The organism is Bacillus sp. BD59S, from assembly GCF_007363175.1.
Classification (GTDB): domain Bacteria; phylum Bacillota; class Bacilli; order Bacillales; family Bacillaceae_G; genus Bacillus_A; species Bacillus_A pacificus.
In genome coordinates this window covers 3,040,936-3,065,729 of record NZ_CP034686.1, presented here as the reverse complement: position 1 = coordinate 3,065,729, position 24,794 = coordinate 3,040,936, and the positions used below count along the sequence as shown (strand labels likewise).

Genomic DNA, 24,794 nt, shown 5'->3' with positions numbered 1-24,794 from the left:
GAAAAATATAAAAATCGAGTTGACATCTACAACTACTTAGTCATACAATGTAGTTGTAATAGGTAATACTGAGTAGTGTTGTTTCTCAAAAATTTTCAGTAGACAATAGGTAATAGCGTATTTTAGAAAAATTTTGAAAATCAGTTGACATCTACAACTACTTAGTCATACAATGTAGATGTAATAAGTGATACGGAATAGTTCGGATTAACAAAAACTATTCGGTAAAAAATTCGCCTTAGTACTCTGTAATACTGAATATAAGTCAGACAGAATAGGGGGTAAAGGAGGATCAGAACATGGAAAATTTAACTGAAATGCTGAAAGGTTCACTGGAAGGGTGTGTGCTGGAAATCATTAGCCGCCGTGAAACGTATGGCTATGAGATTACTCGCCACCTGAATGATCTTGGGTTTACCGAAGTCGTGGAAGGGACGGTTTATACGATCCTTGTGCGGTTGGAAAAGAAAAAGCTTGTAAATATTGAAAAGAAACCATCAGATATGGGACCGCCTCGTAAGTTTTATTCATTAAATGAAGCTGGACGTCAGGAACTTGAATTGTTTTGGAAAAAGTGGGATTTTGTATCGTCAAAAATTAACGTCTTGAAGTCAAACTAGCTTCATAATATAAAATGTTCCGGCTCATATTTGGAGAGTTTCTTGTTCTGCTTTATAAAAAAGGAGGAAAATAAGATGTTGGAAATGTTCAAAAAGTTAATTGGTGATAAAAAAGAGTACAAAATGATGATGGCACGAGTTGAGGCTCTGCCAGAGGACTACCAATTTGTATTTAAGAAAATTCAAAACTACATGTGGAATTTCTCAGCGGGTAACGGGATGGATATGTTACACATACAGTATGAATTAATTGATTTGTTCGAAGCGGGTGCAGCGGAAGGAAGACAAGTGCTTGACATTACTGGGGAGGACGTAGCATCCTTTGCTGATGAACTAGTGGCAAACGCTAAAACGTATGTCTCTAAGTATCGTGAAGATTTAAATGAAAGTATTATGAAGAAATTGAGAAAAAAATGAATGCAATAAGTAATACCGACTGATTAGCTGGTTACAATTGTGAACTGCCGCCATCGCTATTCAGTTATATTTTTAAACCACTACTAAGTAATACGGATTATCAGTGATACTAAATAGAGGTGTAGGTAACCTATTTTAATAAGGGGGAAAAAGTATGAGTAATGCAGCGATTTCTGTAAAAGGGTTAAAAAAAGTTTTTAGAGATAAAGAAGTCTTAAAGGGAGTGGATTTTGAGGTGCAGCGTGGAGAAATTTTCGCGCTGCTAGGCTCAAATGGAGCGGGAAAGACGACAATGGTCAACATCCTTTCGACGCTACTGAAACAAGATGGTGGTGAAGGAAGTATTTGCGGGTTTGATATTCAGCGTCAACCAGATCATGTTCGTCAAAGTATCAGTTTGACAGGGCAGTTCGCAGCTTTAGACGGCATGTTAACTGGGAGAGAAAACTTAGTAATGATCGCTAGGTTACGTGGTGTTTCCAATCCTGCTCAAGTTGCTGACAATTTGCTTGACAGATTTAGCCTGACAGATGCGGCCAACCAAAGGACAGATCAGTATTCAGGAGGGATGAAGCGCCGGCTTGATATCGCCATGAGTTTGATTGGGGCGCCAGCAGTTATTTTTCTTGACGAACCGACGACAGGGCTTGATCCGGAAGCGCGGATTGAAGTTTGGGATACAGTGAAGGAACTTGCTGGTAGCGGCACAACGATTTTGCTTACGACTCAGTACTTGGAGGAAGCAGAACAACTGGCGGACCGTATCGCTATTTTACATGGCGGAAAAATTATTACGACAGGTACTCTTATTGAACTGAAAGAGATGTTCCCACCAGCTAAAGTGGAGTATATCGAGAAGCAGCCGACATTGGAAGAGATTTTTCTTGCTATTATCGGTAAAAAGGAGAAGATGTAAATGAAAAGCAAAACAGGGGTATTACTAGGTCGTTTAATGCGTAACATTATGCGTAGTCCGGATACAATTATTACGGTAGCGATTACACCGATTATGATGATGCTATTATTTGTCTACGTGTTTGGCGGCGCAATAAAAACAGGAACGGAAAACTACGTAAATTATTTATTGCCGGGAATTTTGCTAATGGCTATCGCATCCGGTGTAGCTTACACTTCCGTTCGACTATTTACGGATGTAAAGAGTGGGCTGATGGCACGTTTCATTACGATGCCTATTAAGCGCTCATCGATATTGTGGGCTCACGTATTAACCTCTCTTGTTGCTAATGTACTTACTATCGTGGTGGTTATTCTTGTTGCACTCTTAATGGGATTTCGTTCCAGTGCGAATATGCTAGATTGGCTTGCAGTAGCTGGGATACTAGGAATGTTTACGTTATCGCTAACATGGCTAGCTATCATTCCAGGGCTGAAAGCGAAGTCTATGGAAGGAGCGACAGCATACTCGTACCCACTCGTTTTTCTTCCATTTATCAGTTCAGCCTTCGTACCTACTGAAACGATGCCAAAAATTGTTCGTGCATTTGCTGAGAATCAGCCTGTAACCTCAATCGTGAATGCGATTCGTGCTTTATTATATGAAGGAACTGTTGGTAACGATATTTGGATTGCGCTCGCTTGGTGCGTAGGTATCATGATCATTTCTTACTTTTTCGCTAGTAAAGCATTTAAACGTCAGTTAGGGTAAGTGAAATAAATCGTCCGAAATCATATATATTTTTGAAAAAGCACGGGAAGATTTTCCGTGCTTTAATCATACATTTATACTTCGCTTAATTGTAGTAGTTTTAAAGTAAATAGGAGAATAATAAATCGAATACACATGCTTTGAAGTATGGTATGTAACGCTTCACAAAAATAACTTAAAAATAAACGGAATATTCTATATAAAAATAGAGGTTAAAGATGTTATATTTATACTTATAAGGTATATAATGTATAACCTAATTGTTTAGGGGATGGAAAAGGGAGAGGTTTGAATGAAGTGGTATTTATATACTCTCAAAAACTATGCGAAATTTAGTGGGAGAGCTACGAGAAAAGAGTACTGGATTTTTACTTTAGTTAATAAGGTTACGTTTTGGTCATTAATATATTTTGCCTCATATTCTCCGTCTGTCTTCTATTTAAGAGCCAATATTACCTTGCTATATATAGCAATTTTTATCGTTCCTACTCTGGCAGTGGAAGCTCGACGATTACATGATAGTGGAAAAACAGGATGGTGGCAGCTATTAAATTTGGTGCCATTTGGAGGAGCGGTTCTACTTGTGTTTTGTATCATTGAAAGTGATGAAGGTGAGAATAAGTATGGACCAAATCCACATTCAAATCTTAAACAAGCAATTTAATGTATGTATAGGAAACTCTAATATAAAAGGTGTGGACTAAAAGTTAGTTCACACCTTTTTTGTTGTATTATTCATAGAAGCCTCGTTAAGAAGTGGATAAGCATAATCGCTCTTGTAAATCTTTTAATACTTCTTCAGGCATTTCTCTAATTGTAATATCTTTACCTAGGAAAAGTAGCCAATTTGCTATTTCCGTTACTTCATCCGAATTGTTAACATTGATAAATGTTTTTAAAATGGCTGTGGATTGGTAAGGATTTGTATAAGATATTGAAATTTTGAAAGGGTGGTATTTTTTGAACTGGGCAATTGCTTTTGGACCAAGTTCAAGTACAAGGTTAATCGCTTCATCCTTCTTACTTAGTTTTTCTAAAATCTTTTTCTTATTTAGCTTTTTTTTCGTCGCGTATGGTTCGATATGGATGAGATAATCGACAGGAAACATCCTCTTCTTTTCCTCTTTTAAGTCAAACCCTTCAATGATCCATTGGCTTTTTTCTTGATACAGGTGTAATAGATAAATGGAATAAGACTTGATTTCTTTCTCTTCTTTAATGGTAATCAATAAATGTCTATCTAAAAGAAGCATTTGAATGAGTTTTTCTAACATCGGATGGGGGAGGTCAGAAAGCTCAAGGAGATCGGGATTATGAGGGTTAGTCCCTTCAAAAAGCAAAAGTTGATTTAAAAGAACAAGGTCATCTTGCTGGGTTTCAGAGATGAGTCCTAGTAACTTTTCCGCTAAAGATTGCCGACTCTTTAAATAGGGAAGTTGTTGATTTCTTGTAGCCATAAAGGCAATAAAAAGAGCTTTCACTTCGTTATCAGTAAAGCGAACAACGGGTAGGATAGAATTATGCATGACAAAATATCCACCAGACCTCCCAACTTCAGCGACAAGTGGCATGCCCATAGCTTCTATGTCTCTAATGTCTCTAATAGCTGTTGATCGTGATATGTTAAATTCTCGTATGATTTCTGAAATTGTAAAGTGGGAGCGGTTATTGATATACCGCATAATTGTATTAATCCGTTCAACTTTTTTCATTTTGGTCTCCTAAACAGTATCATTTTTTGACATGGTTTAAAGGTATTATAAACGTATCAGATGAAAAGATAAATTGTTTGATTCATTTAAAAAAAAGGAAGGTTTTGAATATGAAAAATTATACGATTGAAGAAAAAGATAGCTTTATTGTGCTAGGTATTGGAACTGAAATTAAAAGTGACTATACAGACTTTGTGGGAATAAATAAAGAAAAGGAAGACTTTTGGTCGGCCGTTAAAGAAGATGGAAGACTGGATAATTTAAAAGCCTTAGCTACAAATGAATACATTTTTTCTGTGAGCGAAGCGGTGAATAACAAGATGATGTATTATGCTGGTGTTATGACAGAAGCGCAAATAGAAGAAGAATCTAGAGTGATTCAGTTTCCTAAGGGAGAATACTTAGTAGTGAAGGGTGAAGACAAAACGGCTGAAGAGCTAAGCAATAAGCTGACTGGCATCGCCTTTGGTCAAGCTTTACCAGATGCAAAAGATTTTGCCTATGTTGGTGGGCCAAATACAACGGTTGAGATGGGAAAAAGAAATGGTTTAGTGTTTGGTGAAATGTGGATTCCAGTTGTTAGGAAGTAAAGGGTACGAATATGAAAAGTAGAGGCTAACAATTTTGCATTGTTGGCCTTTTTGATGTCCATATTGTTTTAATTACTTTTTTAATAATATAACTTAATAAATTTTAATATACGTTATGTATAACAGATATTTATCTTATGAAATAAGGGGGATATTATGACTGAGACAAACGAACCTTCAGGAGGCAATTTGAAAAAAGATGTGAAATTTTCTATTATAATTCCTGCACATAATGAAGAAAAGTACATTGGAAAATGTTTAGATTCAATTGTAAAGGCATCAGAGGCATATAAAGAGCAAACGGAAGTTATAGTTGTTTTAAATCGTTGCACCGATAAAACAGAGGAAATAGCAAAATCTTATCATTGTATTACATTAAAAAATAATGATAAAAACTTATCTAAAATTCGAAATGCAGGGGCTGAAATAGCTAGTGGAGAAATAATCGTTACTATAGACGCTGATACCATAATGACAGAGTCTATGTTGTCTAATGTAGATACATATTTAGCTTCAGGTAAATACATTGGTGGTGGGGTAAATGGGAAGTTCGAAAGAATATCTTTAGGAATATTTCTGTCCGCAATGTTAATAATAATCCCCTTACTTTTTAAATACGGAGCTATATCTGTAGGGATTTTTTGGTGCTATAAAAAAGATTTCATGGCAATTAACGGATTTAATGAAAACATGCTGATGGCAGAAGATGCAGATTTTGCTAAACGGTTAAAAGAATGGGGAAAGCGGAATAATAAGAAATTCGGTACCATTAAAAATGGAATGATAACTTCATGCAGGAGATTTGATACATATGGAGACTGGGCCTTACTTAAAAATCCAAAAGTAATCTTAGCTTATCTAAAAGGAAATGATAGAAAATATGCAGATAAGACATATTATGATAATCAAGAAAGGTAACGCTTGAGAAAATCGGTAGGAAATAGTGAGAACAGCTGATTTTCTAATATATAATGAGAGCACAACTTAATTTAATAGATACTACAAAAAAACCATCAATTTGATTAGCTCTTCTTCAAATTAATGGTTTTTATTTTTGAAATAAATATCTATTTTTTATAAAAAATATTTTTTGACCCCCATAAAACGATGTATTCCTCCGAATATATATAGTGGAAAAATAAAATAGAAGAAAAATGATTATGAAAGAATATTGAAGTATTAATAAAAATTACTAGATTAAGTTGAACATCCAAAATAAAAGGATGAAATTACCAATGATATAGAGAAGAGTTATTTAAGGATTGCCTATAAAATAGAAAAAGAATAAGAAAAACGAACGGTAGAAAATAAGAAAGTACCTTAAAATATAGGATTAACTTTAGTACCGAGAGAAAACGTTGGGAAAAGTTAGACTTGAAAAATATAACCAACAGCAAGAAGAAAAGACCAAAGAAAAGTACTACCAAAATGTGGTTAAATGGTCGCTTGTTTAGTGACCATTTTTCTATTTAAAGCAGAAGGAGGCTGAGAGATCACCAGTGTTAAGTTTAGTAATGAAGATCTTAAGAAAACCGAAAATAGAAGATATCGTATGTAACATACAAAACAACGGAGAAGATAAGGAAGCCTTTATCGTTCAGTATCAGCCGTTTGTTAGAAAATCAATTTCGTCTGTCTGCCGCCGATATATTACAGAACAGGATGATGAATATAGTATTGGATTGTTTGCGTTTAACGAAGCAATTGAACAGTATTCATATAAAAAAGGGAAATCTTTTCTAGCGTTTGCTGATCTTCTTATAAAAAGAGATGTAATTGACTATATACGCAAGGAGTCTAAGCATAACCGTGTCTTTTTAAAAGAAGATGAGCAAGAGGAAATGTTAGAAAAGCAAGTATCGCTTACGGAGTATATGAAAGAGATGGACAATAGTAACCGTAAGGAGGAAATTCTTCATTTTCAAAGTGTGTTAGCTGAGTTTAAAATCACATTTTCAGAGCTTGCGAAAGAATCTCCTAAGCATCGTGACACGCGTGAGCATGTAATAGAAATTGTAAAGATTATTATAAAAGAAGAGGACATGATGGAAGAGCTGTTCCGAAAGAAAAAGTTACCGCTTAAACGTATTGAACCACGTGTGAGGGTAAGTCGTAAAACGTTGGAAAGACATAGAAAATACATTATTGCAATGTGTATTATTTTTGCAAACAACTATACATATATTCTTGATTACATAAGAGGAGAAAAGCATGATGAATAAAGGAATTGTGATGGATATAAAAAAGCATAGCGTAGTTGTTTTAACACCAAATGGAGAGTTTATTACGTGTAAAAGAAAAGGGGATTCTTGCATGATTGGAGAGGAAATCTCGTTTGAAGAACAAGAACAAAGAGCATCTCGTTTTTCAATCCCTTATTTCTTAAAGCCGGCATCATTACTTGCTGCTTGTTTTCTATGTGGGCTGTTATTTTTCTACAATCAACCAGAAGAAAAGGTGTTTGCTTACGTCTCAGTTGATATAAATCCAAGTTTAGAGGCGAGCGTTACGAAGGATCTTCGTGTTATAGATTTGCGGGCTTGTAATGATGACGGAAGGCGTATTTTAAAAGAAATGAAACGGTGGGAAAATAAGCATCTGCAAGATGTGATACGCACTATTATAAAGCAAAGTCAAGAGGATAAATATTTAACGAATGATAAGCAAGTTATGCTAACAGCTATTGCAAAGGACAAGTCGTTAGAACCACAGTTGGAAAAGGCTATGCTGGAATTAAAGAAAGAATATGAGTTCAAACATATTACAGTCGAATATCAAAGCAGTACGATGCAAATGCGGGAGGATGCCAAGAAAGCAGGAGTTGGAACGGGTGTTTATATAAAACAAGAAAATGAGAAGAAAAAGTTGCTTACCCCACCTGCACCGCCGTCTCATCAAGAACAGCAAAAGTCATCTTCTGATGTATCATCGGACGCATCTCCTGTAAAAGAAGAAAGCAACGAGAAGGGAGAGTATATAGAACAACAGCAATCTAAGGCACAACAACCGAAGCAAATAAAAGAAAATAATAGAAATCAACAGGAGAACAACGGAAGAGAATTGCAGCAAGGAAACAACGGAAGAGGATCGCAAGGGAATACTGGGCACCAGCAAGAGAACAACGGAAGAGGGTCCCAAGGAAATACTGGGCACCAGCAAGAGAACAACGGAAGAGGGTCCCAAGGAAATACTGGGCACCAGCAAGAGAACAACGGAAGAGGGTCCCAAGGAAATACTGGGCACCAGCAAGAGAACAACGGAAGAGGATCGCAAGGGAATACTGGGCACCAGCAAGAGAACAACGGAAGAGGGTCCCAAGGAAATACTGGGCACCAGCAAGAGAACAACGGAAGAGGATCGCAAGGGAATAATGGGAATCAGGAAGGAAACAACGGAAGAGGATCGCAAGGGAATAATGGGAATCAGGAAGGAAACAATGGAAGAGGGTCCCAAGGGAATACTGGGCACCAGCAAGAGAACAACGGAAGAGGGTCCCAAGGAAATAATGGGAATCAGGAAGGAAACAACGGAAGAGGATCGCAAGGGAATAATGGGAATCAGCAAGAGAATAATGGAAGAGGTTCTCAAGGGAATAGTGGACATAAGCAAGAAAACAATGGAAGAGGATCGCAGTAAGGAAAGTTCTTACCACATAATATCGAGTAAAAGAAAAATGTATAGAATATTGAACAGAGGAGGGATTCTTTCCATCTGAAAAGATTTTTTAAAATGACGGACACAAAATCGTATATCCTTTCGAATTATATATATGGATATCATTAATATTTATGTAAAAGGGGAGAAAAAATATGAAAGAAATGTATGAAGAAATCACTGAAGTATTGAAGGTATTAGCACATCCTGTCCGTTTATCATTAGTAAAAATAATGGTTGCAAAAGGTCCTATTAACGTAACGACAATGTATGAAATGTTACAAATGCCTCAAAGTACAATTAGTCAACATTTATCTAAACTAAAAGCTACTAAAGTCGTTACAGGTACTCGAAAAGGGTTAGAAATTTATTATGAAGTAACGGATAATCGTACAAAAGCGATATTATTAAGCTTGGCTTAATGGATAATTGTTTAAACTTCAAAATGAAGTAAGAAAGACATTCAGCGACTATAATTTTCTTATTAACATCAGCCGTGCTTTGTTGTTAATTTGTTTCATATACTTCTTTATTTGGGTCTTGCCGTATCACTATCAAGCTAATTCTTAAATGGACTATAAACATGAAAGTTTTTTATTAAGGTCTTTTTGTTAGCTTGATAGTGATGTGCCGTTCCCAACAGTATGCAAAGAAGTTGGTAGGTTTTTTAGTCATGTAATTTTTTTATTTGATGATCTTTTCCCCATTCGCATAATTCATCCATAATTTGTATTAAAGATTTCCCGTAGTCACTTATTGTGTACTCAACCTTTGGTGGTACTTCTTGATATACAGCACGATGGATAATCCCATCAGCCTCAAGTTGTCGAAGTTGTTGAGTCAGAACTTTTTGCGTAATGTTTGGGATTTCTCGCCGGATTTCATTTGTACGCATTTTTCCATCCATCAAAACACATAAAATATGAACTTTCCATTTTCCGCCGATTACATCGAGTGTCGTTGCAATTGGGCAGTTATCATTTTGATTCATATTACACCTCCAAAGGTACCTCAAGGTTCCTATAGCACCTGAAAGTACGTACTTTTCAATTATATGTAATGCATTCATACTAATATGTAAAGGATTGATTCATTTATAAAGGGGATGGAAAATGATGAGAACACTTGTAATTGTAGCACACCCTCATATTGAAAAATCAAAAATTAATAAAAGATGGATAGAAGAACTTGAGAAACATTCAGATGAAATCACGGTGCATGAATTATATAAAGTGGCACCAAACTGGGAGTTTAATATTGAAGAAGAGCAAAAGTTACTAGTAGAACATGACAGATATATATTTCAATTCCCGCTATACTGGTACAGCACACCGCCATTATTAAAAAAATGGTTTGACGATGTATTAACATATGGATTTGCGTACGGATCAAAAGGGGATAAAGTGAAGGGAAAAGAGTTTGGTGTAGCTATTTCTATAGGTGGATTAGAAAACGATTATGAAAATAGCGGAATTACGATGGATGAGTTGACGAAACCATTCCAAGCTACATGTCTATATACAGGTATGGAATTTATACCTTCATTTTATTTATATGGTGCAGAATACAAACTAAGTGATGAAGAGATTAATAAAAGTGCACCTGAGTATGTGCAATATGTAATGAACAAGAAGTATTCTAATATATAATAAAAAATAGCCATTTACTTGTGAAGTAAATGGCTATTTTATATTCTTATTATATTCACTAAGTGTAATCTTTAGTAAATTAATAGTTAATCTGGTAAAATAAAAACCCTAACATATATAAAGGGGAGTTTTACTTGAGAACGATGCAAAAATTATTACAAAAAAGAGCAATGCAATCACCAAATTTGGAAGCGCTTGTAGGCGGAGGGAAAAGATATTCGTTTCAGCAGTATAATGAACGAGTAAATCAGCTTGCACATTATTTGTTACGTAATGGTGTGCAAAGAGGGGATCGTATAGGAATACTATGCAAAAATAATCATCCGTTTCCAAGCGTTATGATGGCAAGTTTAAAAATTGGAGCGGTATGTATTCCGCTAAATCATCAGCTTACTGTGTATGAATTAGAAACGATTGTAAAAGAAGCGAAATTAAAAGTGTTAGTTATTGATGAAGAATTTAGTGAAGTGTTATTAAAGGTTGATGCTGTTAAAGAAATTCCTTATGTAATTCAAACGACAAAAGAAGGTTTTGGTTCATTTGAATTAGAGTTGCAAAAACAGCCAATGACAGAACCGAACGTAGAAGTTCATGAAGAAGACGATGCCATTTACTTATTTACTTCAGGAACGACTGGACAGGCAAAAGCATGCGTAATTGGACATAAAAACTTACATCATTATTTTGCTGAGATTGCAGGACAAAGAGAAATTCCAGCAGGTGAGCGCTTTTTATCCGTGCATCCATTATTTCATATGAGTGGCGTGCTTTCTATTTTAAATTGTATTTATCATGGTGTTACGATGATTTTCTTAGCTGATTCGAATCCTACTCTTATTTGGGATAAGATTGAAGACGAGAAGATTACTACGATGCTTGCATTCCCGGCTGTTTATAGCTATATGCTTGATGAACTAAATAAAAAAGAACGTAACATTTCAACCTTTAAAGTAGCACAAAGCGGTGGAACAAAAGTGCCAGAAACGCTCATTCAAAAATATATGGAAAAAGGAATCTATATGGTGCAAGGCTATGGTAGTACAGAAGGTTGGGTTGTAACTTCATGGCATCCAATGATGGGAAAAGAAAAGATGTCTTCTGTAGGAAAAACATTGAAAAATGTAGAGGTAAAAATTGTTCATCCAGAAACAGGCGATGAACTAAAAACAAATGAAGTTGGAGAGATTCATGTAAGAAGTCCATACATGTTTAAAGGGTATTGGAATAATGAAAAGGCGACAAAGAAGGTAGTAAAAGATAATTGGTTTAACATGGGTGATGCAGGTATGATAGATGAAGACGGATTCCTGCACATAATGGGAAGATATAAAGACGTTATTATACGTGGTGGTGACAATGTATATCCAGACCAAGTAGAAGATGTTATTCATGAAATACATGGTGTTTTAGAAGTTGCAGTAGTTGGGGTTCCAGATGACTTTTGGGGAGAGGTTCCGACAGCGTATATTGTAAAAGATATGCAAACGTCTTTAACGGAAGAAGAAATTATACAGCATTGTAAAGAAAAACTGGCAAGTTATAAAATACCAGAAGTTGTATTTATGGACAAATTACCGAAAAATGCTTTAGGAAAAGTGTTGAAGAGGGAATTAAGAGAAGATGTACTTGTAAAATAAAAAGCGATTAGATGATGAGGAATCCAGTTATGTATAAAACATAACTGGATTTTTTGTTTATAGTTCTGTCGATGGATATTGTGAAAATTTTAAAATTTTTGTGTTTTTTTAGTGTAATATTGACAATAAAGGGAGTTAACCAATTTCAGTACAAGGTGGAGAGAATATGTCTATAAAATTAGAAACTGAGCATTTATGTATAGAACCTTTTACCAATGATGATGTGTTTAGAATTAAAGAGTTAGCTAATGACAAGGAATTAGCTAATATTCTTGGACTTCCGCACCCATATAAATTGGAGTTCGCGCAAGATTGGGTTGATATGCAACCAGAACTTATAAGGAAAGGAATCGAATACCCTTTAGGAATTGTTTCTAAAGAATCAAGAGAGATTGTAGGTACAATTACATTAAGAATTGACAAGGGTAACAATAGAGGTGAACTTGGTTATTGGATTGGTAAGAATTATTGGGGAAAGGGTTTTGCAACTGAGGCTGTAAACAGGATGATTCATTTTGGCTTTATCGAATTAGGTTTAAATAAAATTTGGGCATCTGCCATTTCTAGAAACCAATCATCGATTAAGGTGTTAGAGAAGTCGGGCTTACGTAAAGAAGGCACATTAAGACAAAATAGACTGTTATTAAATACATATGAAGATGTTGATGTGTATGGAATATTAAAGACAGAATACAACGTTTTAAATTACAGATAAGTTTGGTAGTGTGATAACAAAAGGAAACCCTTTGTAACAGGGTTTCCTTTTGTATTTTAATAGAACCATGTTTATCAAAAACATAATAATTTACTAGATTTTGTATTTTGTGTAAGATAATAAAGAATATTCGAACATTAATCAAGGGAAGAGATATAAATGAAGCTGCCGCTATTACAGATAGAGACAGAGAGACTCATGGTCCGTCCGTTCCAAAATGATGATTATGAAAGTTGGTTAGATGGATTTAGTAAGAGGTTACCATCGCAGTATAAATATGACGATGGTTATCAAGTTATGGCATCAGCAACAAAAGAATGGTTCACAGAATGGATAAGAGGCTTTGATGAAGCAGCACATCGAGATGAGATGTACGTATTAGGTATTTTTCGTAAAGAAGACGGAGCTAATATTGGTAAGTTAGAGCTTATAAAAATTTTACGTATGGACTATCAGTGGGCAATGATGGGCTACTCTATTCATAATCAATATTGGAAAAATGGATATGGGATAGAAAGTGTAAAAGCCGCGTTACCGTTATTTTTTAATCGTCTTCATTTTCATAGAATCGAGTTACATATACGTGTTGATAATGAGCCATCAGTACGTCTTGCGGAAAGAACAGGTTTTTCTTTTGAATGCAAGAGAGAGGCGTTTTCATTAGAGAATGGTAAGTGGATGGATTTTCTTATTTATTTTAAAAATAAGGAGATGAATATATGAGAGTTATAATTACAGGTGGAAATCGCGGATTAGGGTTACAGTTAGTAAAAGTGTTTCATGAAAATGGACATATCGTTTATCCGTTAGTTAGAACTGAGGTTGCGTTAACACAATTGAAGAAAATGTTTAGTTGCAGATGTTTTCCTATATTGGCAGACTTATCGATTGATGAGAGTACGGAGCAAATGAAAAACCAGCTTGAGGAATATACAGAGTATATAGATCTAGTTATCAATAACGCAGGAATTACTGGGAAGGAGACTGAGGTTTTACATACAAATTCAGAAGAGTTAACGGACTTATTTAATATTCATTGCTTAGGTGTAATTCGAGCTGTAAAAGGTACATATGTGGCGTTAGCTAAATCGGATTATCCGAGAATCATAAATGTGTCCTCTCGATTAGGTTCATTGCATAAAATGGCGAACAAAGAGTTTCCACAAGGACAGTTCTCATATTCATATCGAATTGCTAAAGCTGCACAAAATATGTTAACACTCTGCTTACAACAAGAATTTGAGGATAAAGGAATTTGTGTAACTGCCATTCACCCAGGAAAATTAAAAACTGATATTGGTGCCTTTGATGCGAATATGACTTCGGCTGAAGGAGCAAAAAATATATATGATTGGGTAATAGATTCAAATGAGGATATTTCAGGGAAGTTTATTGAGCCTGGTGTGGGGGAATTGAAGTGGTGATATACGATCTTGCAATCATTCAGAATCTATTTGGCCCTTCTAAAAAAGTATTAAATGGCTTACCAAATGCAGTAACGATTGAAGAGATAGAAGAGAATGTTCTTTATGATGTACAAACTTATAAAGAAAAGATAAGTAGATTTGAAGAAGTTTGTTTTAATTGGGAGTTAAAAAGAGCGAGTATTGTATTAAACAAAAGGTTTAGTAGTTATAACTCAAGTGTGAAAGTGTTACTTGATGCCGGTTTTTCTTTGTATGCCGCAAAGATAGAAGTATGTAGAGAATTGAACAATGTAGAAGGACCTGAAAGACAATATACATATCGATCAATAGCAGAAGGAACGTTATCGGAAAAAGAATTTAAATATATTTGGGAACAATGTATATCGGGTTCAGGGAATCAAACTTCAATTTTAACTATTGATGAGCATTTTTATTCAGTGCAAACAGAGTTAGGTACGGGATGGGAAAAGTCATGTATTGTTTTTTATGATAAAACTGAGCCAATTGGTATGTCCATACCCCATATAGAAACTGGAACAGAAAGTGAAGGACGATTATTTTATTTTGGGGTAATGCCTTATTATCGCGGGAAAGGAATCTCTTCCCAACTGCACCTTCAATCTTTACATATGTTAAAGGAAATGGGCGCTACTTATTATATCGGAAGCACACATACTTCAAATGAAAAGATGCAGAGGATATTTTGGAGAAATAATTGTCCGTTGAAAACGGAGATAGAGCTGTATTGTAAAATTTTTAAAGAAGGTTAGGAGAAAAGAAAATGAAGACTATAAACATAGTTCATTATGATGCATTTACGAATAAACCAAATAAGGGAAATCCAGCAGGTATTGTATTAGAAGCAGATGGATTAACGGAAGAGGAAATGCAAATTATTGCTGAAAAAGTTGGATATAACGAAACAACTTTTGTTCTTTCCTCAGAAGTAGGAGATATAAGAATGCGCTATTTTACACCTGGTTTTGAAATGGATTTATGTGGTCATGGGACAGTTGCAACAATATTTGCTTTGCGTGAAAGAGGGTTATTAGAAGAGAAAAATAACCTTACGATTGAAACCAAGGCTGGGATTTTACCGATACAAATAGGTGTAAAAGAAAATGGAGAAGCCTTTATTAAAATGAGGCAGGCAGCACCTCAGTTTAAAGAATTTACAGGTTCAACAGAAGAATTAGCTCATAGTATCGGTTTAGAAGTAAATGATTTAGATGTAACTTTACCGATTGTATATGGAAGTACTGGTAATTGGACTGTAATTGTACCGATTAAAAATCTAGATGCGTGTGAGAGAATGAAACCTAACAATGAGGTGTTTCCATCGGTATTAAAAGAAATACCTAACGCTTCTATTCATCCAGTTTGTTTAGAAACTTATAACGAAAAGGTACATATGCATGGGCGTCATTTTTCATCAGCTTATGCTGGAACGATTGAAGACCCAGTGACAGGAACAGCTTCAGGTGTAATGGGCGCGTATTATGCGACGTATTTGGAAAAAGATCTTGACCATGAAACGGAGTTAATTGTTGAACAAGGACAGGAAATACATAAAGATGGTCGTGTAACGGTTTATGTAACAAAAGATGTAGAAAATGAGAGTTTACAAATAGATATTGCGGGAACAGCAGTATATGTGAAAGAGTTTGAAGTTTTAATATAAAGTGAAACTTTAATCAGTGGGGGGTCATCCCCACTGATTATTAGTTGAACCAATCGGGCTTTTACTGGCAGTTGATCCCCCACCTAACTTCTCTGCTTCCGCTGAATTTTGAGGTGAGGGTCTTACTGCCTGCTAATGCGGGATAAAAAAGAAAGCTCGGCATACATCCGGACTTTCATTATCTGTTCAACACTTCAATATACGAAGCATCTCCAGTTGTTCTTAAAGCAGAGCGAAAATTGTTATTTTCTAGCGTTTTAGCGACTTGTTGTAACTGCTGTGCATCATCATGATGGATAAGTAAGCTGTCAGCACCGCTTTCCTCTATATGAATGTGTTCGACATTTCCGATGGCATCATGTACAGCTTTTAAAAATTCAGGTTTCATATTGTCCTCCTATATGTATGTAACGTTGTTGTTAGTATTTCCTTATTTTTGAAATATAAAAGTAAGTGATTTTTTGTTATATTAAGATTTTTGAAGGGATTTAACATTTGTTTGTCAAATAATAGTAAAGTTGTCTTTTGAATTGAAGGGTGAGGGAATGGACATTTCAGTAATCGCTACACAACTAGTTAAGGAGAAAGTGATTTCACATTATCCAAATAGTGTAAAAGTGTTAAACGGAGGAACGACAAGTACTGTATATTTGTTGGAAGAAAAATACGTTGTAAAGCTAAATGAAGCAGAAGTAATACGTGAAGAAGCTAATTTTCTCTCTTTTTATGAGGGGAATACGTTGTTTTCAAAGCTTTTGTATAAGGACCCCTTGCATACATATATTGTGTATTCTTTTCTTGAAGGTAGTACTTCTTACGAACAAGGAAATAAACGAATTACCCTTAGTACCCTAGTAAAAGAAGTTATTAATAAGTATGCAATAGTTGCACGTATAGATGGCTGGGGATGGAAAGAAAGCCCGGTTCAATCTTGGAATGAATTTTTAACGACAAATGTGATCGAAGCTCATAAAAATGTAAGATCGTACATAAGTGAGGAAGAGTATAGAAAAGTTCTTACGTTAGCAAATAGTCCAAGTAGGGGGACTGGAATAAATCAGCCATTTTTATTGCATGGTGATTTTGGATTTCATAATTTTATATTTCAAGGAAATATGCTACATGGTGTAATTGATCCCCTACCAGTGCTAGGAGATCCTATATACGATTTAATTTATGCGTTCTGTTCAACCCCGGAAGATTTAACGAAAGAAACGATTGATTATGCGATGAAACAATGTGTATTTCATAAAAAAGACCGTGATTTATATGAAGAAATAGTCATAGGATTATATTTGCGTATAGATACGTGTTTACGGCACCACCCGAAAGATTTAGAAGATTATTTAGCAGCTTGGAGTTATTGGATGGACGAGGTTGAGGCGACTTTATAGTACAAATATTTTGGGGGAGATAGTGAGATGAATGTTGCAGAAGCGAAAAAGGATTTAGCAATCAAAACGAAGAGAGGATTACCGATTATATTAGCTGGTGTTTTATTTTGGATAGTTATGAGTATAACGGGCTTTGTTCTTTCTGAAAAACAAGTGGTGTGGGTATATTTAATCGGTATGGGATGTGTGTTTCCTTTCGGCTTAATGATAGCTGCTATATTGAAAATTGATATGTTTGCGAAAGGAAATCCATTAGGGATTTTGGCAGGATTAATTGGTGGGATAAATGTACTGAATATTCCGCTTGTATTACTTGCCTATTTTCAATTTCCAGAATGGTTACCTTTTGTAGTAGCAATGTTAATAGGTGTTCATTTTATCCCGTACGTATGGATTTATGAAAGCAAAAGTTATGGTTTATTATCAGTAGGGACTGTATTCGTAACGTCAGTTTGCGGGATTCTTTTTGCGGAAAAAGGATTTACGGTGATTCCATTATCGGTTACAGCTGTTTATTTACTTACTTTTATCAGTTTATTAATTGAAAATAAAAAAGCAGAACATTATCAAAAAAAATCTGCTTAATAAAAATATAGGGATAGGGGGAATTATGATGAAAAATTACGTTTGTACAACATGTGGTGTACAGTATGCAGCGGGTGTAGAAGAACCGGTGAGTTGTCATATTTGTGATGAAGAAAGGCAATATGTGAATCCGAAAGGGCAGTCTTGGACGACTTTAGAAAACTTGCAAATAAGTGATACATATAAAAATGAAATAATTGAAGAAGAAAACGGGCTTTATAGTATTACGACAAAACCAGGGTTTGCGATCGGTCAAACAGCATTTGTAGTGAAAACAGAATCATATCGTTTACTATGGGACTGCATTACTTATTTAGATGAAATGACAATTGCGAAAATAAAAGAGATTGGCGGATTAGATGCAATTGCCTTGTCTCATCCTCATTATTATTCAACGCAAGTAGAATGGGCAGAGACATTTGATGTACCAATTTATATACACGAAGATGATAAAGAGTGGGTGATGCGCCCGAGTAGTCGTATTATTTATTGGTCTGGTGAGTCTTTACAATTAGCTGATGGATTGGTCATTCATCGTTTAGGAGGTCATTTTAAAGGTGGATCTGTCTTACATTGGGAAGAAGGTAATGATGGGAAAGGAATTTTGTTAACAGGTGATATTATTCAAGTTGTAGTGGATGAGAGATGGGTAAGCTTTATGTACAGCTATCCAAACTTAATTCCATTACCAGCGAGAAAAGTGGAAGAAATGGTGAATCGAGTGAAGCCGTTACAGTTTAATCGTTTATACAACGCTTTTCATCGAGTAGTAAAAGAAAATGCAAATGAGGCAGTTGAACGTTCTGCTGAAAGATATATAAAAGCAATAGAAGGAAAGTTGTTTCATACGTAAAAGGAGAGTAGCTTAATGAAAACGTTAGTATGTTTTGGAGATAGTATTACAGCTGATGAAACATTTTTTGATGGAATGCCGAGATTAACACCACGTTTGCAAGAGGTGTTTCCGAATTGGATAGTAGTGAATGCAGGTGTTCCAGGTGATAATACATTCGATGCGTTAAATAGGATTGAAGAAGATGTAATATCATATAAACCAGATTTCGTAACAGTTTTTCTTGGTACGAATGATGCAGTTTCTTTTTCTCAAGTGTCATTACAAGCATATAAAGAAAATTTAGAGAAGATTGTGAACCAAGTTTCATCAGATAAAGTACTACTGATTAGTCCTGCACCAGTTGATGAAGAAAGACAGCATAATAGAACAAATGAAGTACTCGGTCAGTATGCAGACGTGGTAGAGGAAGTGGCGAAAGAAACAGGAAGCTATTTTCTAAATTTGTATGCTGAAATGATTCAAGAACGGAATTATAAAAGGTTTGTAGAAAATGATGAAAAAGATGGATTACACTTTGGACCAGAAGGCTATAAGTATGTAGCGAAGTTAATTGGTGAAAAGTTAAAAGGGATTTTATAAAAAAGCAAAGCGATATCGCTTTGCTTTTCATTGTTTTTAATAGCTCAATCTAGAAATGCTTGTTGCAATGCTTTCAGTCCATCACTGTAAATGCCATGAAATAGGTTTATTGCCTCTTCATCACTAACTTCAACAGGAGTGAACGTACCAGACCACTCTACTACCGATGTGTTACTTTCAGTACCTTCTTTCACCTGGATTGTAGATAGATAATTAGTGACTGGGAACGGTGCATTCATGATTGAATACGTGTAGTATCGTTCTTTATCATTGAATACTTCTAATCGTTCTATAATCGTGTCACCATCTGGATTAGCTAGGTGACGTACACGACCGCCTTCCGTTAATTTACTGCTAGGTATATAAGGTAACCAGTCTGGAAGGGAGTTGAAACCTCCGATTAATTGCCATACTTGTTCAGGTGAACCGAAAATTTCCATAGATGTAGTAGTGTGTGCCATATTCATTATGCTCCTTTTCATTCCGGTATTTACGGGTAAATAATCAGTGGGGGATGCTCCCACTGATTAAAGTTTCATTATTATTTTACGTTGATTGGTAGTGGTGCATTAGATGCTACTAGTTTTTGTTCGCGCATTTCTTCCCAGAATGCTGCTGGAATTACTGTATTTAAGGCGTTTTGGTCTTCTACAATTCGTTCCGGTTTACTTGCACCAGGAACAACGGCAGCAACTGCTGGATTTGCTAATGAAAATTGTAATGCAGCAGCTTTGATGCTAATTGCGTGACGATCTGCAATAGCTTTGATTTTCTCAACTTTTGCAATAATTTCCGGTGATGCTTTTTGATATTCGAAGTGAGCACCTCCAGCAAGAATACCTGAGCTATATGGGCCACCAACAACAATATCCATATTATGCTTAACAGCTGCGGGCATTACTCGTTGCAAGGCACGCTCGTGATCTAATAATGAATAACGACCAGCTAATAGGGATATATTTGGCTTCGCTTCTTCTAAATCAAGCATAAGTTCAATTGATTCTACTTTGTTTACTCCAAGCCCCCAGCCTTTAATTACACCTTCTTCACGTAAACGTGTTAGTGCACGGAATGCTCCTGTTCGAGCTGTTTCAAATTGTGAAATCCACTCATCACCATAAAAGTCTTGTGCTAAATCATGAATGAAAACAAAGTCTAGACGATCTGTTTTTAAACGTTTCAAACTTTGCTCGATAGAACGAAGTGTTGCATCTGCGCTATAATCATTGATCATTTTATTTTTACGGCCAAATTCGAAAAGTCCGCCTTTTTCACCTAAATCACGTGCAGATGGATCTTCTAGTTCATCTGAAATCGTTCGACCTACTTTCGTACTTAAAAAGTAATCATCACGATTTCTTTTTGACAGTGCTTCACCAAGACGAATTTCCGCTAAGCCAGATCCATAAAGTGGAGCTGTATCAAAGTAACGAACGCCATTCTCCCAAGCCGCATCCACTGTAGCGATTGCTTCTTCTTCTGGAATATTACGATACATATTTCCTAGTGGTGCTGTACCAAAACCGATTTTTTCTTTTAGTAATTTACTCATTATACATATCCTCCTAAAATATATTTGAAAATTAATTAATGATTGTGAAAATCCATATATGTCATTTCGTCGTCTGACAAAAGGCATGATAAAAGTATATAAACAGTTAAAAAAGTACGTTAGCACTAAAAGATAACATGGGTAATTTCTAACACTGCATGACTCACTCAACTCTTACAAATGCTATTATGAAATGTATTTTACATAATGAAAAGTACGTACTTTAAAGTAATATAGATACTAAAAAGTAATACAGGTACTTTTTAGTGCCGTACTACTCATCTGCTGTTTACGTATGCTATTATGAAACATGTTTAACAGGGTAAAAAGTACGTATTTTAAGGTGCTATAGATACTTAAAAGTAATATTTAAATCTTTAGCTTAATTGCCTTATAACATTATTAAAGGAGATTTTCATATGAAAACATACAATATTCCTGTAGAGGCGACTTTAGAGGTTATCGGTGGAAAGTGGAAAGTAGTAATCCTTTGTCATTTAAAGAAAGACAAAAAGAGAACGTGCGAATTAAAACAATTAATGTCTGGTATTACACAAAAGATGTTAACGCAGCAATTACGTGAATTAGAAGAAGACGGTGTAATCGAGAGAAAAGTGTATAACCAAGTGCCGCCAAAAGTAGAGTATTCGTTAACGGAATACGGTCATTCTTTAGATGCTATACTCGATTCTCTTTGTAACTGGGGAGAACATCATCTTGAAAAGAATGGCAACACGTCTATGCTCATTACAGCAGAATAAACAAGAAAAAAACGAACGAGAATACGTTCGTTTTTCTTTTTGTTTATAGGAAGATTTTTAAGTGGCATAATTACTATTTGGTAATATAGGTACTTTTTTGTGCTGTAGGAACTAAAATGTGCCGTATAGAAAATTATTTGTTTTTACGTAACAATAGAGAAGAAATTTAGAAAAAAGGAGGGAGATCGCGTGAAACAATACAATATACCGATAGAAGCAACTTTAGAAATTATCGGGGGAAAGTGGAAAGTCGTCATTTTATGTCACTTAACGAAAGGAACGAAGCGAACGAGCGAGTTGCAGCGTCTAATTCCTGAAATTTCTGTTAGAATGTTGACGCAACAATTACGTGAGCTAGAAGATGATGGTGTGATTACACGTGAAATCTATAAAGAAATTCCACCCCGAGTAGAATACTCCTTAACTGATTATGGGTGGTCTTTGCAAAATGTATTAAATCAATTGACCGTATGGGGAGAACGATGCATAGATAGAAAAAATAGTAAAGTTAAGTGAAATGAAATCTCTATATGTAATATTGAAAACACCACCTAATGACGAGGTGGTGATTTTTTTAGTATAAAAATTTAGAAAGTAAGGATCTATACGATATTAACAACTGTTTTAGCCGTGATGAATAATGGATTAAAGTTTTCATAGGTACTTAAAAGTGCCTTCATCACTTTAAAGTACGTACTATGCTTCATAATATAACCGTTTTATAATGACACTCGTAGCAAGAAGTCATAACGGTTTTAAGCTATGTTCAAAAAGATTTATTAACTAGTATAGTTTTTTGTTCAATTTCTTTAGTAGGAGATGTTTATATGGTTGAAGAACTTTTTTATAAAAAAATACTTAAAAATCTTTTTTCAGATCCAGTTCAAATTACACTTTGGAATGGAGAAACAATACAATATGGAGAAGGGGAACCTCAATTTCATGTAACGTTCCATAAGCCTCTTTCAAAAAAAGAGATTGCTAAGGATCCTTCTATTGCATTCGGTGAAGCATATATGAATGGAGACCTTGAAATAGAAGGGAATCTTGAAAAAGCAATTCAATCAATTTATAAAAGGCAGGATAGCTTTTTAGGTGATAGTAAGTTGCAATATTTCAAAAGTAAATGGAATTTCTCAAAACAAAAAAATAAAGATGATATTGCTCATCATTACGATATTGGGAACGATTTCTATAAATTGTGGCTTGATGAAACAATGACATATTCTTGTGCGTATTTCCAAAATGAGCAAGATTCTTTAACGACAGCTCAGCATAATAAAGTGAATCATATTTTGAAAAAGTTGAACCTTCAAAAAGGTGATACATTATTAGATATAGGTTGCGGGTGGGGTGAACTCATTACAGCTGCCGCTAAACAGTACGGTGTGAAAGCGATGGGAGTAACGTTAAGTGAGGAACAATATGCTAAGACTTCCGAGCGAATTAAACAAGAGGGGCTTACGGATTTAGTTGAAGTATCTTTACTTGATTACCGCGATATTAAGAATCGTAAATTTGATAAAATTGTTAGTGTAGGTATGATTGAACATGTAGGAAAAGACAACATTACGCAATACTTTGAAACAGTGAACACACTACTAAATGATGGGGGAATTTCTCTACTTCATTGTATTACTTCTCCGGCCAATGGTGGTGCTACGAATGGTTGGATTGAAAAATATATATTCCCTGGCGGATATGTTCCTGCTGTTAACGAATTAATCACGAACATGACAAACGAACAATTTTTCATTGTTGATGTGGAAAGCTTACGTAGACATTACGGGAAAACATTACAACATTGGGCTCGGAATTTTGAAAACGTACTGGAGGAAGTTCGCAAAACGAAAGATGAGCGATTCATTCGTATGTGGCGCTTATATTTAAATGCATGTGCAGCTTCGTTCTTTACAGGTAATATTGATCTACATCAATTTGTATTTACAAAAGGTATTAACGATACAATTCCGATGACACGTTCTTATATGTATGAATAAGAGTATGTAACCAAGTAGCTATCTACTAGTCATCGAATGTAAATAAAACTGATGGTAGGACATAAGTCTATAACGTAAAGTCGAGATGTGAATCAGAAAATGATTTCCATCTCGACTTTTTTGATATATAATTTTAAAACTAAAACTATATACTTTTGATAATGAAAATATATAATAAGTATAGAAACAAAAATATATGAGCAAGGAAGTTGAAGAACATGACATTAACAATGGGCTTTATTGGATTTGGAAAATCAGCTAACCGCTATCACTTACCTTATGTAAACACACGTAATAATATAAAAATAAAAACGATTTTTGTACGTCAAATAAATGAAGAATTAGCAGCTCCATATGAGGAAAAAGGTGTTAGTTTCACTACTAATTTGGACGAATTGTTGAATGATAAAGACATTCAAGTGGTGACGGTCTGTACGCCAGCACATACGCATTACGAATTAGCGAAAAAAGTTATACTAGCTGGAAAATCAGTTATCGTTGAAAAACCATTTTGCGATACAGTAGAACATGCGAAAGAATTGTTAGCTTTAGGGCGAGAAAAAGGTGTAGTAGTTATGCCGTATCAAAACCGCCGTTTTGATGGTGATTTTTTAGCGGTGAAGCAAGTTGTGGAACAAGGATTCCTTGGTGATATTGTCGAGATTGAATCACATATTGATTATTTCCGTCCGGGTTCAATCACTCGCGAAGGTCCGAAAGAAGAAGGTTCATTTTATAGTTTAGGTATTCATACGATGGACCGTATGATTTCACTATTTGGCCGTCCAGATACGGTGACATACGATATTCGTAATAATGAAGTGGAAGGTGCGGTTGATAATTATTTTGATGTTGGACTACATTACGGAAATAGGCTGAAAATTAAACTGAAAACGAACCATGTTGTAGCAAAAGATTATCCACGCTTTATCGTTCATGGAACAAATGGATCGTTTATTAAATACGGTGAAGATCAGCAGGAAAATGATCTGAAAGCGAGTATCATGCCTGAGAGTGCAGGATTTGGTGAAGATTCACCGATGTACTATGGAATTGCGAAATATCGCAATGCAAACGGTGATTGGATTGAAAAACAAATTAAAACGCCGCTTGGTGATTACGGTCGTTTTTATGATGCAGCGTATGAAACAATCGTAAATGGTGCACCAAAGCTTGTGAAAGACGAAGAAGCGGTAACGAATATTGAAATCTTAGAAAACGGATTTGCTGCGCCATCACCTTCCGTTTACAAACTTGAGGCTTTAAACTTAAATGAATAGAAGAGGGAATTCAGCATAA

General features: G+C 35.3%; 30 protein-coding genes. 25 read left to right on the top strand and 5 right to left on the bottom strand.

Annotated features, from left to right (window positions below; translation table 11 throughout):
* Positions 1-299 precede the first annotated feature (299 nt).
* The 5 genes from EKQ63_RS17930 (at position 300) to EKQ63_RS17910 (ending at position 3,367) form a co-directional block, all read left to right on the top strand.
* Positions 300-620 carry a PadR family transcriptional regulator gene (locus EKQ63_RS17930; protein ID WP_000429483.1) on the top strand — a complete coding sequence of 107 codons (321 nt, stop codon included), beginning with the start codon at positions 300-302 and terminating at the stop codon, positions 618-620.
* 75 nt (positions 621-695) lie between these two features.
* Entirely contained in the window at positions 696-1,037 is a 342-nt protein-coding gene (locus EKQ63_RS17925) for a DUF1048 domain-containing protein (protein ID WP_001969217.1), read from the top strand.
* 154 nt (positions 1,038-1,191) lie between these two features.
* Positions 1,192-1,953, top strand: coding sequence for an ABC transporter ATP-binding protein (locus tag EKQ63_RS17920; RefSeq protein WP_143881360.1), 762 nt, complete (start codon positions 1,192-1,194; stop codon positions 1,951-1,953).
* Positions 1,954-2,703 carry an ABC transporter permease gene (locus tag EKQ63_RS17915; RefSeq protein WP_143881359.1) on the top strand — a complete coding sequence of 250 codons (750 nt, stop codon included), beginning with the start codon at positions 1,954-1,956 and terminating at the stop codon, positions 2,701-2,703.
* 292 nt (positions 2,704-2,995) lie between these two features.
* Positions 2,996-3,367, top strand: a complete 372-nt coding sequence (locus EKQ63_RS17910) for a DUF805 domain-containing protein (RefSeq protein ID WP_087954776.1) — start codon at positions 2,996-2,998, stop codon at positions 3,365-3,367.
* Between the two features lie 85 nt (positions 3,368-3,452).
* On the opposite strand, the gene EKQ63_RS17905 is transcribed toward EKQ63_RS17910, so the two are convergent.
* On the bottom strand, positions 3,453-4,415 hold the full coding sequence (locus EKQ63_RS17905) for a helix-turn-helix transcriptional regulator (protein ID WP_087996328.1): 963 nt from the start codon (positions 4,413-4,415) through the stop codon (positions 3,453-3,455).
* A gap of 110 nt (positions 4,416-4,525) precedes the next feature.
* Here EKQ63_RS17905 and EKQ63_RS17900 point away from each other — a divergent pair, with 110 nt between their 5' ends.
* The 5 genes from EKQ63_RS17900 (at position 4,526) to EKQ63_RS17880 (ending at position 9,081) form a co-directional block, all read left to right on the top strand.
* A complete protein-coding gene (locus EKQ63_RS17900) occupies positions 4,526-5,005 on the top strand; it encodes a GyrI-like domain-containing protein (protein WP_087954778.1) in 480 nt (159 codons plus the stop codon).
* A gap of 156 nt (positions 5,006-5,161) precedes the next feature.
* On the top strand, positions 5,162-5,923 hold the full coding sequence (locus tag EKQ63_RS17895; RefSeq protein WP_087954779.1) for a glycosyltransferase family 2 protein: 762 nt from the start codon (positions 5,162-5,164) through the stop codon (positions 5,921-5,923).
* A gap of 581 nt (positions 5,924-6,504) precedes the next feature.
* Positions 6,505-7,227, top strand: coding sequence for an RNA polymerase sigma factor SigI (gene sigI, locus EKQ63_RS17890; protein ID WP_143881358.1), 723 nt, complete (start codon positions 6,505-6,507; stop codon positions 7,225-7,227).
* Positions 7,220-8,641 carry an anti-sigma-I factor RsgI family protein gene (locus EKQ63_RS17885; protein WP_303393757.1) on the top strand — a complete coding sequence of 474 codons (1,422 nt, stop codon included), beginning with the start codon at positions 7,220-7,222 and terminating at the stop codon, positions 8,639-8,641. Before sigI ends, EKQ63_RS17885 begins: the two co-directional genes overlap by 8 nt.
* Positions 8,642-8,814: 173 nt before the next feature.
* Positions 8,815-9,081 (top strand): ArsR/SmtB family transcription factor, encoded by a 267-nt coding sequence (locus tag EKQ63_RS17880; protein ID WP_000661864.1) that lies wholly within the window; start codon positions 8,815-8,817, stop codon positions 9,079-9,081.
* A 245-nt stretch (positions 9,082-9,326) separates the two neighbouring features.
* Here EKQ63_RS17880 and EKQ63_RS17875 read toward each other — a convergent pair whose 3' ends face one another.
* On the bottom strand, positions 9,327-9,650 hold the full coding sequence (locus EKQ63_RS17875) for a winged helix-turn-helix transcriptional regulator (protein ID WP_087996320.1): 324 nt from the start codon (positions 9,648-9,650) through the stop codon (positions 9,327-9,329).
* 124 nt (positions 9,651-9,774) lie between these two features.
* On the opposite strand from EKQ63_RS17875, the gene EKQ63_RS17870 reads away from it, so the two are divergent.
* The 7 genes from EKQ63_RS17870 (at position 9,775) to EKQ63_RS17840 (ending at position 15,768) form a co-directional block, all read left to right on the top strand.
* Positions 9,775-10,308 (top strand): NAD(P)H-dependent oxidoreductase, encoded by a 534-nt coding sequence (locus EKQ63_RS17870; protein ID WP_140168670.1) that lies wholly within the window; start codon positions 9,775-9,777, stop codon positions 10,306-10,308.
* 134 nt (positions 10,309-10,442) lie between these two features.
* Positions 10,443-11,945: a class I adenylate-forming enzyme family protein gene (locus EKQ63_RS17865; RefSeq protein ID WP_140421355.1), complete on the top strand. Its 1,503-nt coding sequence runs from the start codon at positions 10,443-10,445 to the stop codon at positions 11,943-11,945.
* 166 nt (positions 11,946-12,111) lie between these two features.
* The gene (locus tag EKQ63_RS17860) at positions 12,112-12,660 is read left to right on the top strand and encodes a GNAT family N-acetyltransferase (RefSeq protein WP_087954784.1); all 549 of its coding nucleotides are present in this window, start codon (positions 12,112-12,114) and stop codon (positions 12,658-12,660) included.
* 159 nt (positions 12,661-12,819) lie between these two features.
* Positions 12,820-13,383 (top strand): GNAT family N-acetyltransferase, encoded by a 564-nt coding sequence (locus EKQ63_RS17855; RefSeq protein WP_088328297.1) that lies wholly within the window; start codon positions 12,820-12,822, stop codon positions 13,381-13,383.
* The gene (locus EKQ63_RS17850; protein WP_088328298.1) at positions 13,380-14,084 is read left to right on the top strand and encodes an SDR family NAD(P)-dependent oxidoreductase; all 705 of its coding nucleotides are present in this window, start codon (positions 13,380-13,382) and stop codon (positions 14,082-14,084) included. Before EKQ63_RS17855 ends, EKQ63_RS17850 begins: the two co-directional genes overlap by 4 nt.
* Entirely contained in the window at positions 14,081-14,857 is a 777-nt protein-coding gene (locus EKQ63_RS17845; protein WP_140421356.1) for a GNAT family N-acetyltransferase, read from the top strand. The genes EKQ63_RS17850 and EKQ63_RS17845 overlap by 4 nt, the downstream gene beginning before the upstream one ends.
* Before the next feature lie 11 nt (positions 14,858-14,868).
* Positions 14,869-15,768: a PhzF family phenazine biosynthesis protein gene (locus tag EKQ63_RS17840; RefSeq protein ID WP_143881357.1), complete on the top strand. Its 900-nt coding sequence runs from the start codon at positions 14,869-14,871 to the stop codon at positions 15,766-15,768.
* Positions 15,769-15,946: 178 nt separating this feature from the next.
* Here EKQ63_RS17840 and EKQ63_RS17835 read toward each other — a convergent pair whose 3' ends face one another.
* Positions 15,947-16,156, bottom strand: coding sequence for a hypothetical protein (locus EKQ63_RS17835; protein ID WP_000801653.1), 210 nt, complete (start codon positions 16,154-16,156; stop codon positions 15,947-15,949).
* 157 nt (positions 16,157-16,313) lie between these two features.
* Between EKQ63_RS17835 and EKQ63_RS17830 the strand changes: the two genes are divergently transcribed.
* Genes EKQ63_RS17830 through EKQ63_RS17815 form a run of 4 tightly spaced genes read left to right on the top strand, consistent with a single transcriptional unit; the run spans position 16,314 to position 19,182 of the window.
* Positions 16,314-17,162, top strand: coding sequence for an aminoglycoside phosphotransferase family protein (locus tag EKQ63_RS17830; protein WP_143881356.1), 849 nt, complete (start codon positions 16,314-16,316; stop codon positions 17,160-17,162).
* A 27-nt stretch (positions 17,163-17,189) separates the two neighbouring features.
* Entirely contained in the window at positions 17,190-17,747 is a 558-nt protein-coding gene (locus EKQ63_RS17825) for a DUF7010 family protein (RefSeq protein ID WP_087996307.1), read from the top strand.
* Positions 17,748-17,772: 25 nt separating this feature from the next.
* Positions 17,773-18,600 carry an MBL fold metallo-hydrolase gene (locus tag EKQ63_RS17820; RefSeq protein ID WP_088328119.1) on the top strand — a complete coding sequence of 276 codons (828 nt, stop codon included), beginning with the start codon at positions 17,773-17,775 and terminating at the stop codon, positions 18,598-18,600.
* A gap of 15 nt (positions 18,601-18,615) precedes the next feature.
* Positions 18,616-19,182: an SGNH/GDSL hydrolase family protein gene (locus EKQ63_RS17815; protein WP_088328118.1), complete on the top strand. Its 567-nt coding sequence runs from the start codon at positions 18,616-18,618 to the stop codon at positions 19,180-19,182.
* Positions 19,183-19,226: 44 nt separating this feature from the next.
* Here the strand turns inward: EKQ63_RS17815 and EKQ63_RS17810 are convergent, their stop codons facing one another.
* The gene (locus EKQ63_RS17810) at positions 19,227-19,643 is read right to left on the bottom strand and encodes an SRPBCC family protein (protein WP_087954795.1); all 417 of its coding nucleotides are present in this window, start codon (positions 19,641-19,643) and stop codon (positions 19,227-19,229) included.
* An 80-nt stretch (positions 19,644-19,723) separates the two neighbouring features.
* A complete protein-coding gene (locus EKQ63_RS17805; RefSeq protein WP_088328117.1) occupies positions 19,724-20,734 on the bottom strand; it encodes an aldo/keto reductase in 1,011 nt (336 codons plus the stop codon).
* A 419-nt stretch (positions 20,735-21,153) separates the two neighbouring features.
* On the opposite strand from EKQ63_RS17805, the gene EKQ63_RS17800 reads away from it, so the two are divergent.
* The 4 genes from EKQ63_RS17800 to EKQ63_RS17785 all read left to right on the top strand — a co-directional run bounded on the left by EKQ63_RS17800 (position 21,154) and on the right by EKQ63_RS17785 (position 24,775).
* Entirely contained in the window at positions 21,154-21,495 is a 342-nt protein-coding gene (locus tag EKQ63_RS17800) for a winged helix-turn-helix transcriptional regulator (RefSeq protein ID WP_000860823.1), read from the top strand.
* A gap of 189 nt (positions 21,496-21,684) precedes the next feature.
* Positions 21,685-22,011: a winged helix-turn-helix transcriptional regulator gene (locus EKQ63_RS17795; protein WP_000816333.1), complete on the top strand. Its 327-nt coding sequence runs from the start codon at positions 21,685-21,687 to the stop codon at positions 22,009-22,011.
* Positions 22,012-22,322: 311 nt separating this feature from the next.
* Complete coding sequence (locus EKQ63_RS17790; RefSeq protein WP_088328116.1) at positions 22,323-23,495, top strand: cyclopropane-fatty-acyl-phospholipid synthase; 1,173 nt, start codon at positions 22,323-22,325, stop codon at positions 23,493-23,495.
* Between the two features lie 218 nt (positions 23,496-23,713).
* Positions 23,714-24,775, top strand: coding sequence for an oxidoreductase (locus EKQ63_RS17785; protein WP_087954801.1), 1,062 nt, complete (start codon positions 23,714-23,716; stop codon positions 24,773-24,775).
* Positions 24,776-24,794: the final 19 nt, after the last annotated feature.

Excerpts from the sequence above, each read along its gene's own strand:
- EKQ63_RS17930 (WP_000429483.1), top strand. The coding sequence starts at position 300 with ATGGAAAATTTAACTGAAATGCTGAAAGGTTCACTGGAAGGGTGTGTG.
- EKQ63_RS17925 (WP_001969217.1), top strand. The coding sequence starts at position 696 with ATGTTGGAAATGTTCAAAAAGTTAATTGGTGATAAAAAAGAGTACAAA.
- EKQ63_RS17920 (WP_143881360.1), top strand. The coding sequence starts at position 1,192 with ATGAGTAATGCAGCGATTTCTGTAAAAGGGTTAAAAAAAGTTTTTAGA.
- EKQ63_RS17915 (WP_143881359.1), top strand. The coding sequence starts at position 1,954 with ATGAAAAGCAAAACAGGGGTATTACTAGGTCGTTTAATGCGTAACATT.
- EKQ63_RS17910 (WP_087954776.1), top strand. The coding sequence starts at position 2,996 with ATGAAGTGGTATTTATATACTCTCAAAAACTATGCGAAATTTAGTGGG.
- EKQ63_RS17905 (WP_087996328.1), bottom strand. The coding sequence starts at position 4,415 with ATGAAAAAAGTTGAACGGATTAATACAATTATGCGGTATATCAATAAC.
- EKQ63_RS17900 (WP_087954778.1), top strand. The coding sequence starts at position 4,526 with ATGAAAAATTATACGATTGAAGAAAAAGATAGCTTTATTGTGCTAGGT.
- EKQ63_RS17895 (WP_087954779.1), top strand. The coding sequence starts at position 5,162 with ATGACTGAGACAAACGAACCTTCAGGAGGCAATTTGAAAAAAGATGTG.
- EKQ63_RS17885 (WP_303393757.1), top strand. The coding sequence starts at position 7,220 with ATGAATAAAGGAATTGTGATGGATATAAAAAAGCATAGCGTAGTTGTT.
- EKQ63_RS17880 (WP_000661864.1), top strand. The coding sequence starts at position 8,815 with ATGAAAGAAATGTATGAAGAAATCACTGAAGTATTGAAGGTATTAGCA.
- EKQ63_RS17875 (WP_087996320.1), bottom strand. The coding sequence starts at position 9,650 with ATGAATCAAAATGATAACTGCCCAATTGCAACGACACTCGATGTAATC.
- EKQ63_RS17870 (WP_140168670.1), top strand. The coding sequence starts at position 9,775 with ATGAGAACACTTGTAATTGTAGCACACCCTCATATTGAAAAATCAAAA.
- EKQ63_RS17860 (WP_087954784.1), top strand. The coding sequence starts at position 12,112 with ATGTCTATAAAATTAGAAACTGAGCATTTATGTATAGAACCTTTTACC.
- EKQ63_RS17855 (WP_088328297.1), top strand. The coding sequence starts at position 12,820 with ATGAAGCTGCCGCTATTACAGATAGAGACAGAGAGACTCATGGTCCGT.
- EKQ63_RS17850 (WP_088328298.1), top strand. The coding sequence starts at position 13,380 with ATGAGAGTTATAATTACAGGTGGAAATCGCGGATTAGGGTTACAGTTA.
- EKQ63_RS17840 (WP_143881357.1), top strand. The coding sequence starts at position 14,869 with ATGAAGACTATAAACATAGTTCATTATGATGCATTTACGAATAAACCA.
- EKQ63_RS17835 (WP_000801653.1), bottom strand. The coding sequence starts at position 16,156 with ATGAAACCTGAATTTTTAAAAGCTGTACATGATGCCATCGGAAATGTC.
- EKQ63_RS17830 (WP_143881356.1), top strand. The coding sequence starts at position 16,314 with ATGGACATTTCAGTAATCGCTACACAACTAGTTAAGGAGAAAGTGATT.
- EKQ63_RS17825 (WP_087996307.1), top strand. The coding sequence starts at position 17,190 with ATGAATGTTGCAGAAGCGAAAAAGGATTTAGCAATCAAAACGAAGAGA.
- EKQ63_RS17820 (WP_088328119.1), top strand. The coding sequence starts at position 17,773 with ATGATGAAAAATTACGTTTGTACAACATGTGGTGTACAGTATGCAGCG.
- EKQ63_RS17815 (WP_088328118.1), top strand. The coding sequence starts at position 18,616 with ATGAAAACGTTAGTATGTTTTGGAGATAGTATTACAGCTGATGAAACA.
- EKQ63_RS17810 (WP_087954795.1), bottom strand. The coding sequence starts at position 19,643 with ATGGCACACACTACTACATCTATGGAAATTTTCGGTTCACCTGAACAA.
- EKQ63_RS17805 (WP_088328117.1), bottom strand. The coding sequence starts at position 20,734 with ATGAGTAAATTACTAAAAGAAAAAATCGGTTTTGGTACAGCACCACTA.
- EKQ63_RS17800 (WP_000860823.1), top strand. The coding sequence starts at position 21,154 with ATGAAAACATACAATATTCCTGTAGAGGCGACTTTAGAGGTTATCGGT.
- EKQ63_RS17790 (WP_088328116.1), top strand. The coding sequence starts at position 22,323 with ATGGTTGAAGAACTTTTTTATAAAAAAATACTTAAAAATCTTTTTTCA.
- EKQ63_RS17785 (WP_087954801.1), top strand. The coding sequence starts at position 23,714 with ATGACATTAACAATGGGCTTTATTGGATTTGGAAAATCAGCTAACCGC.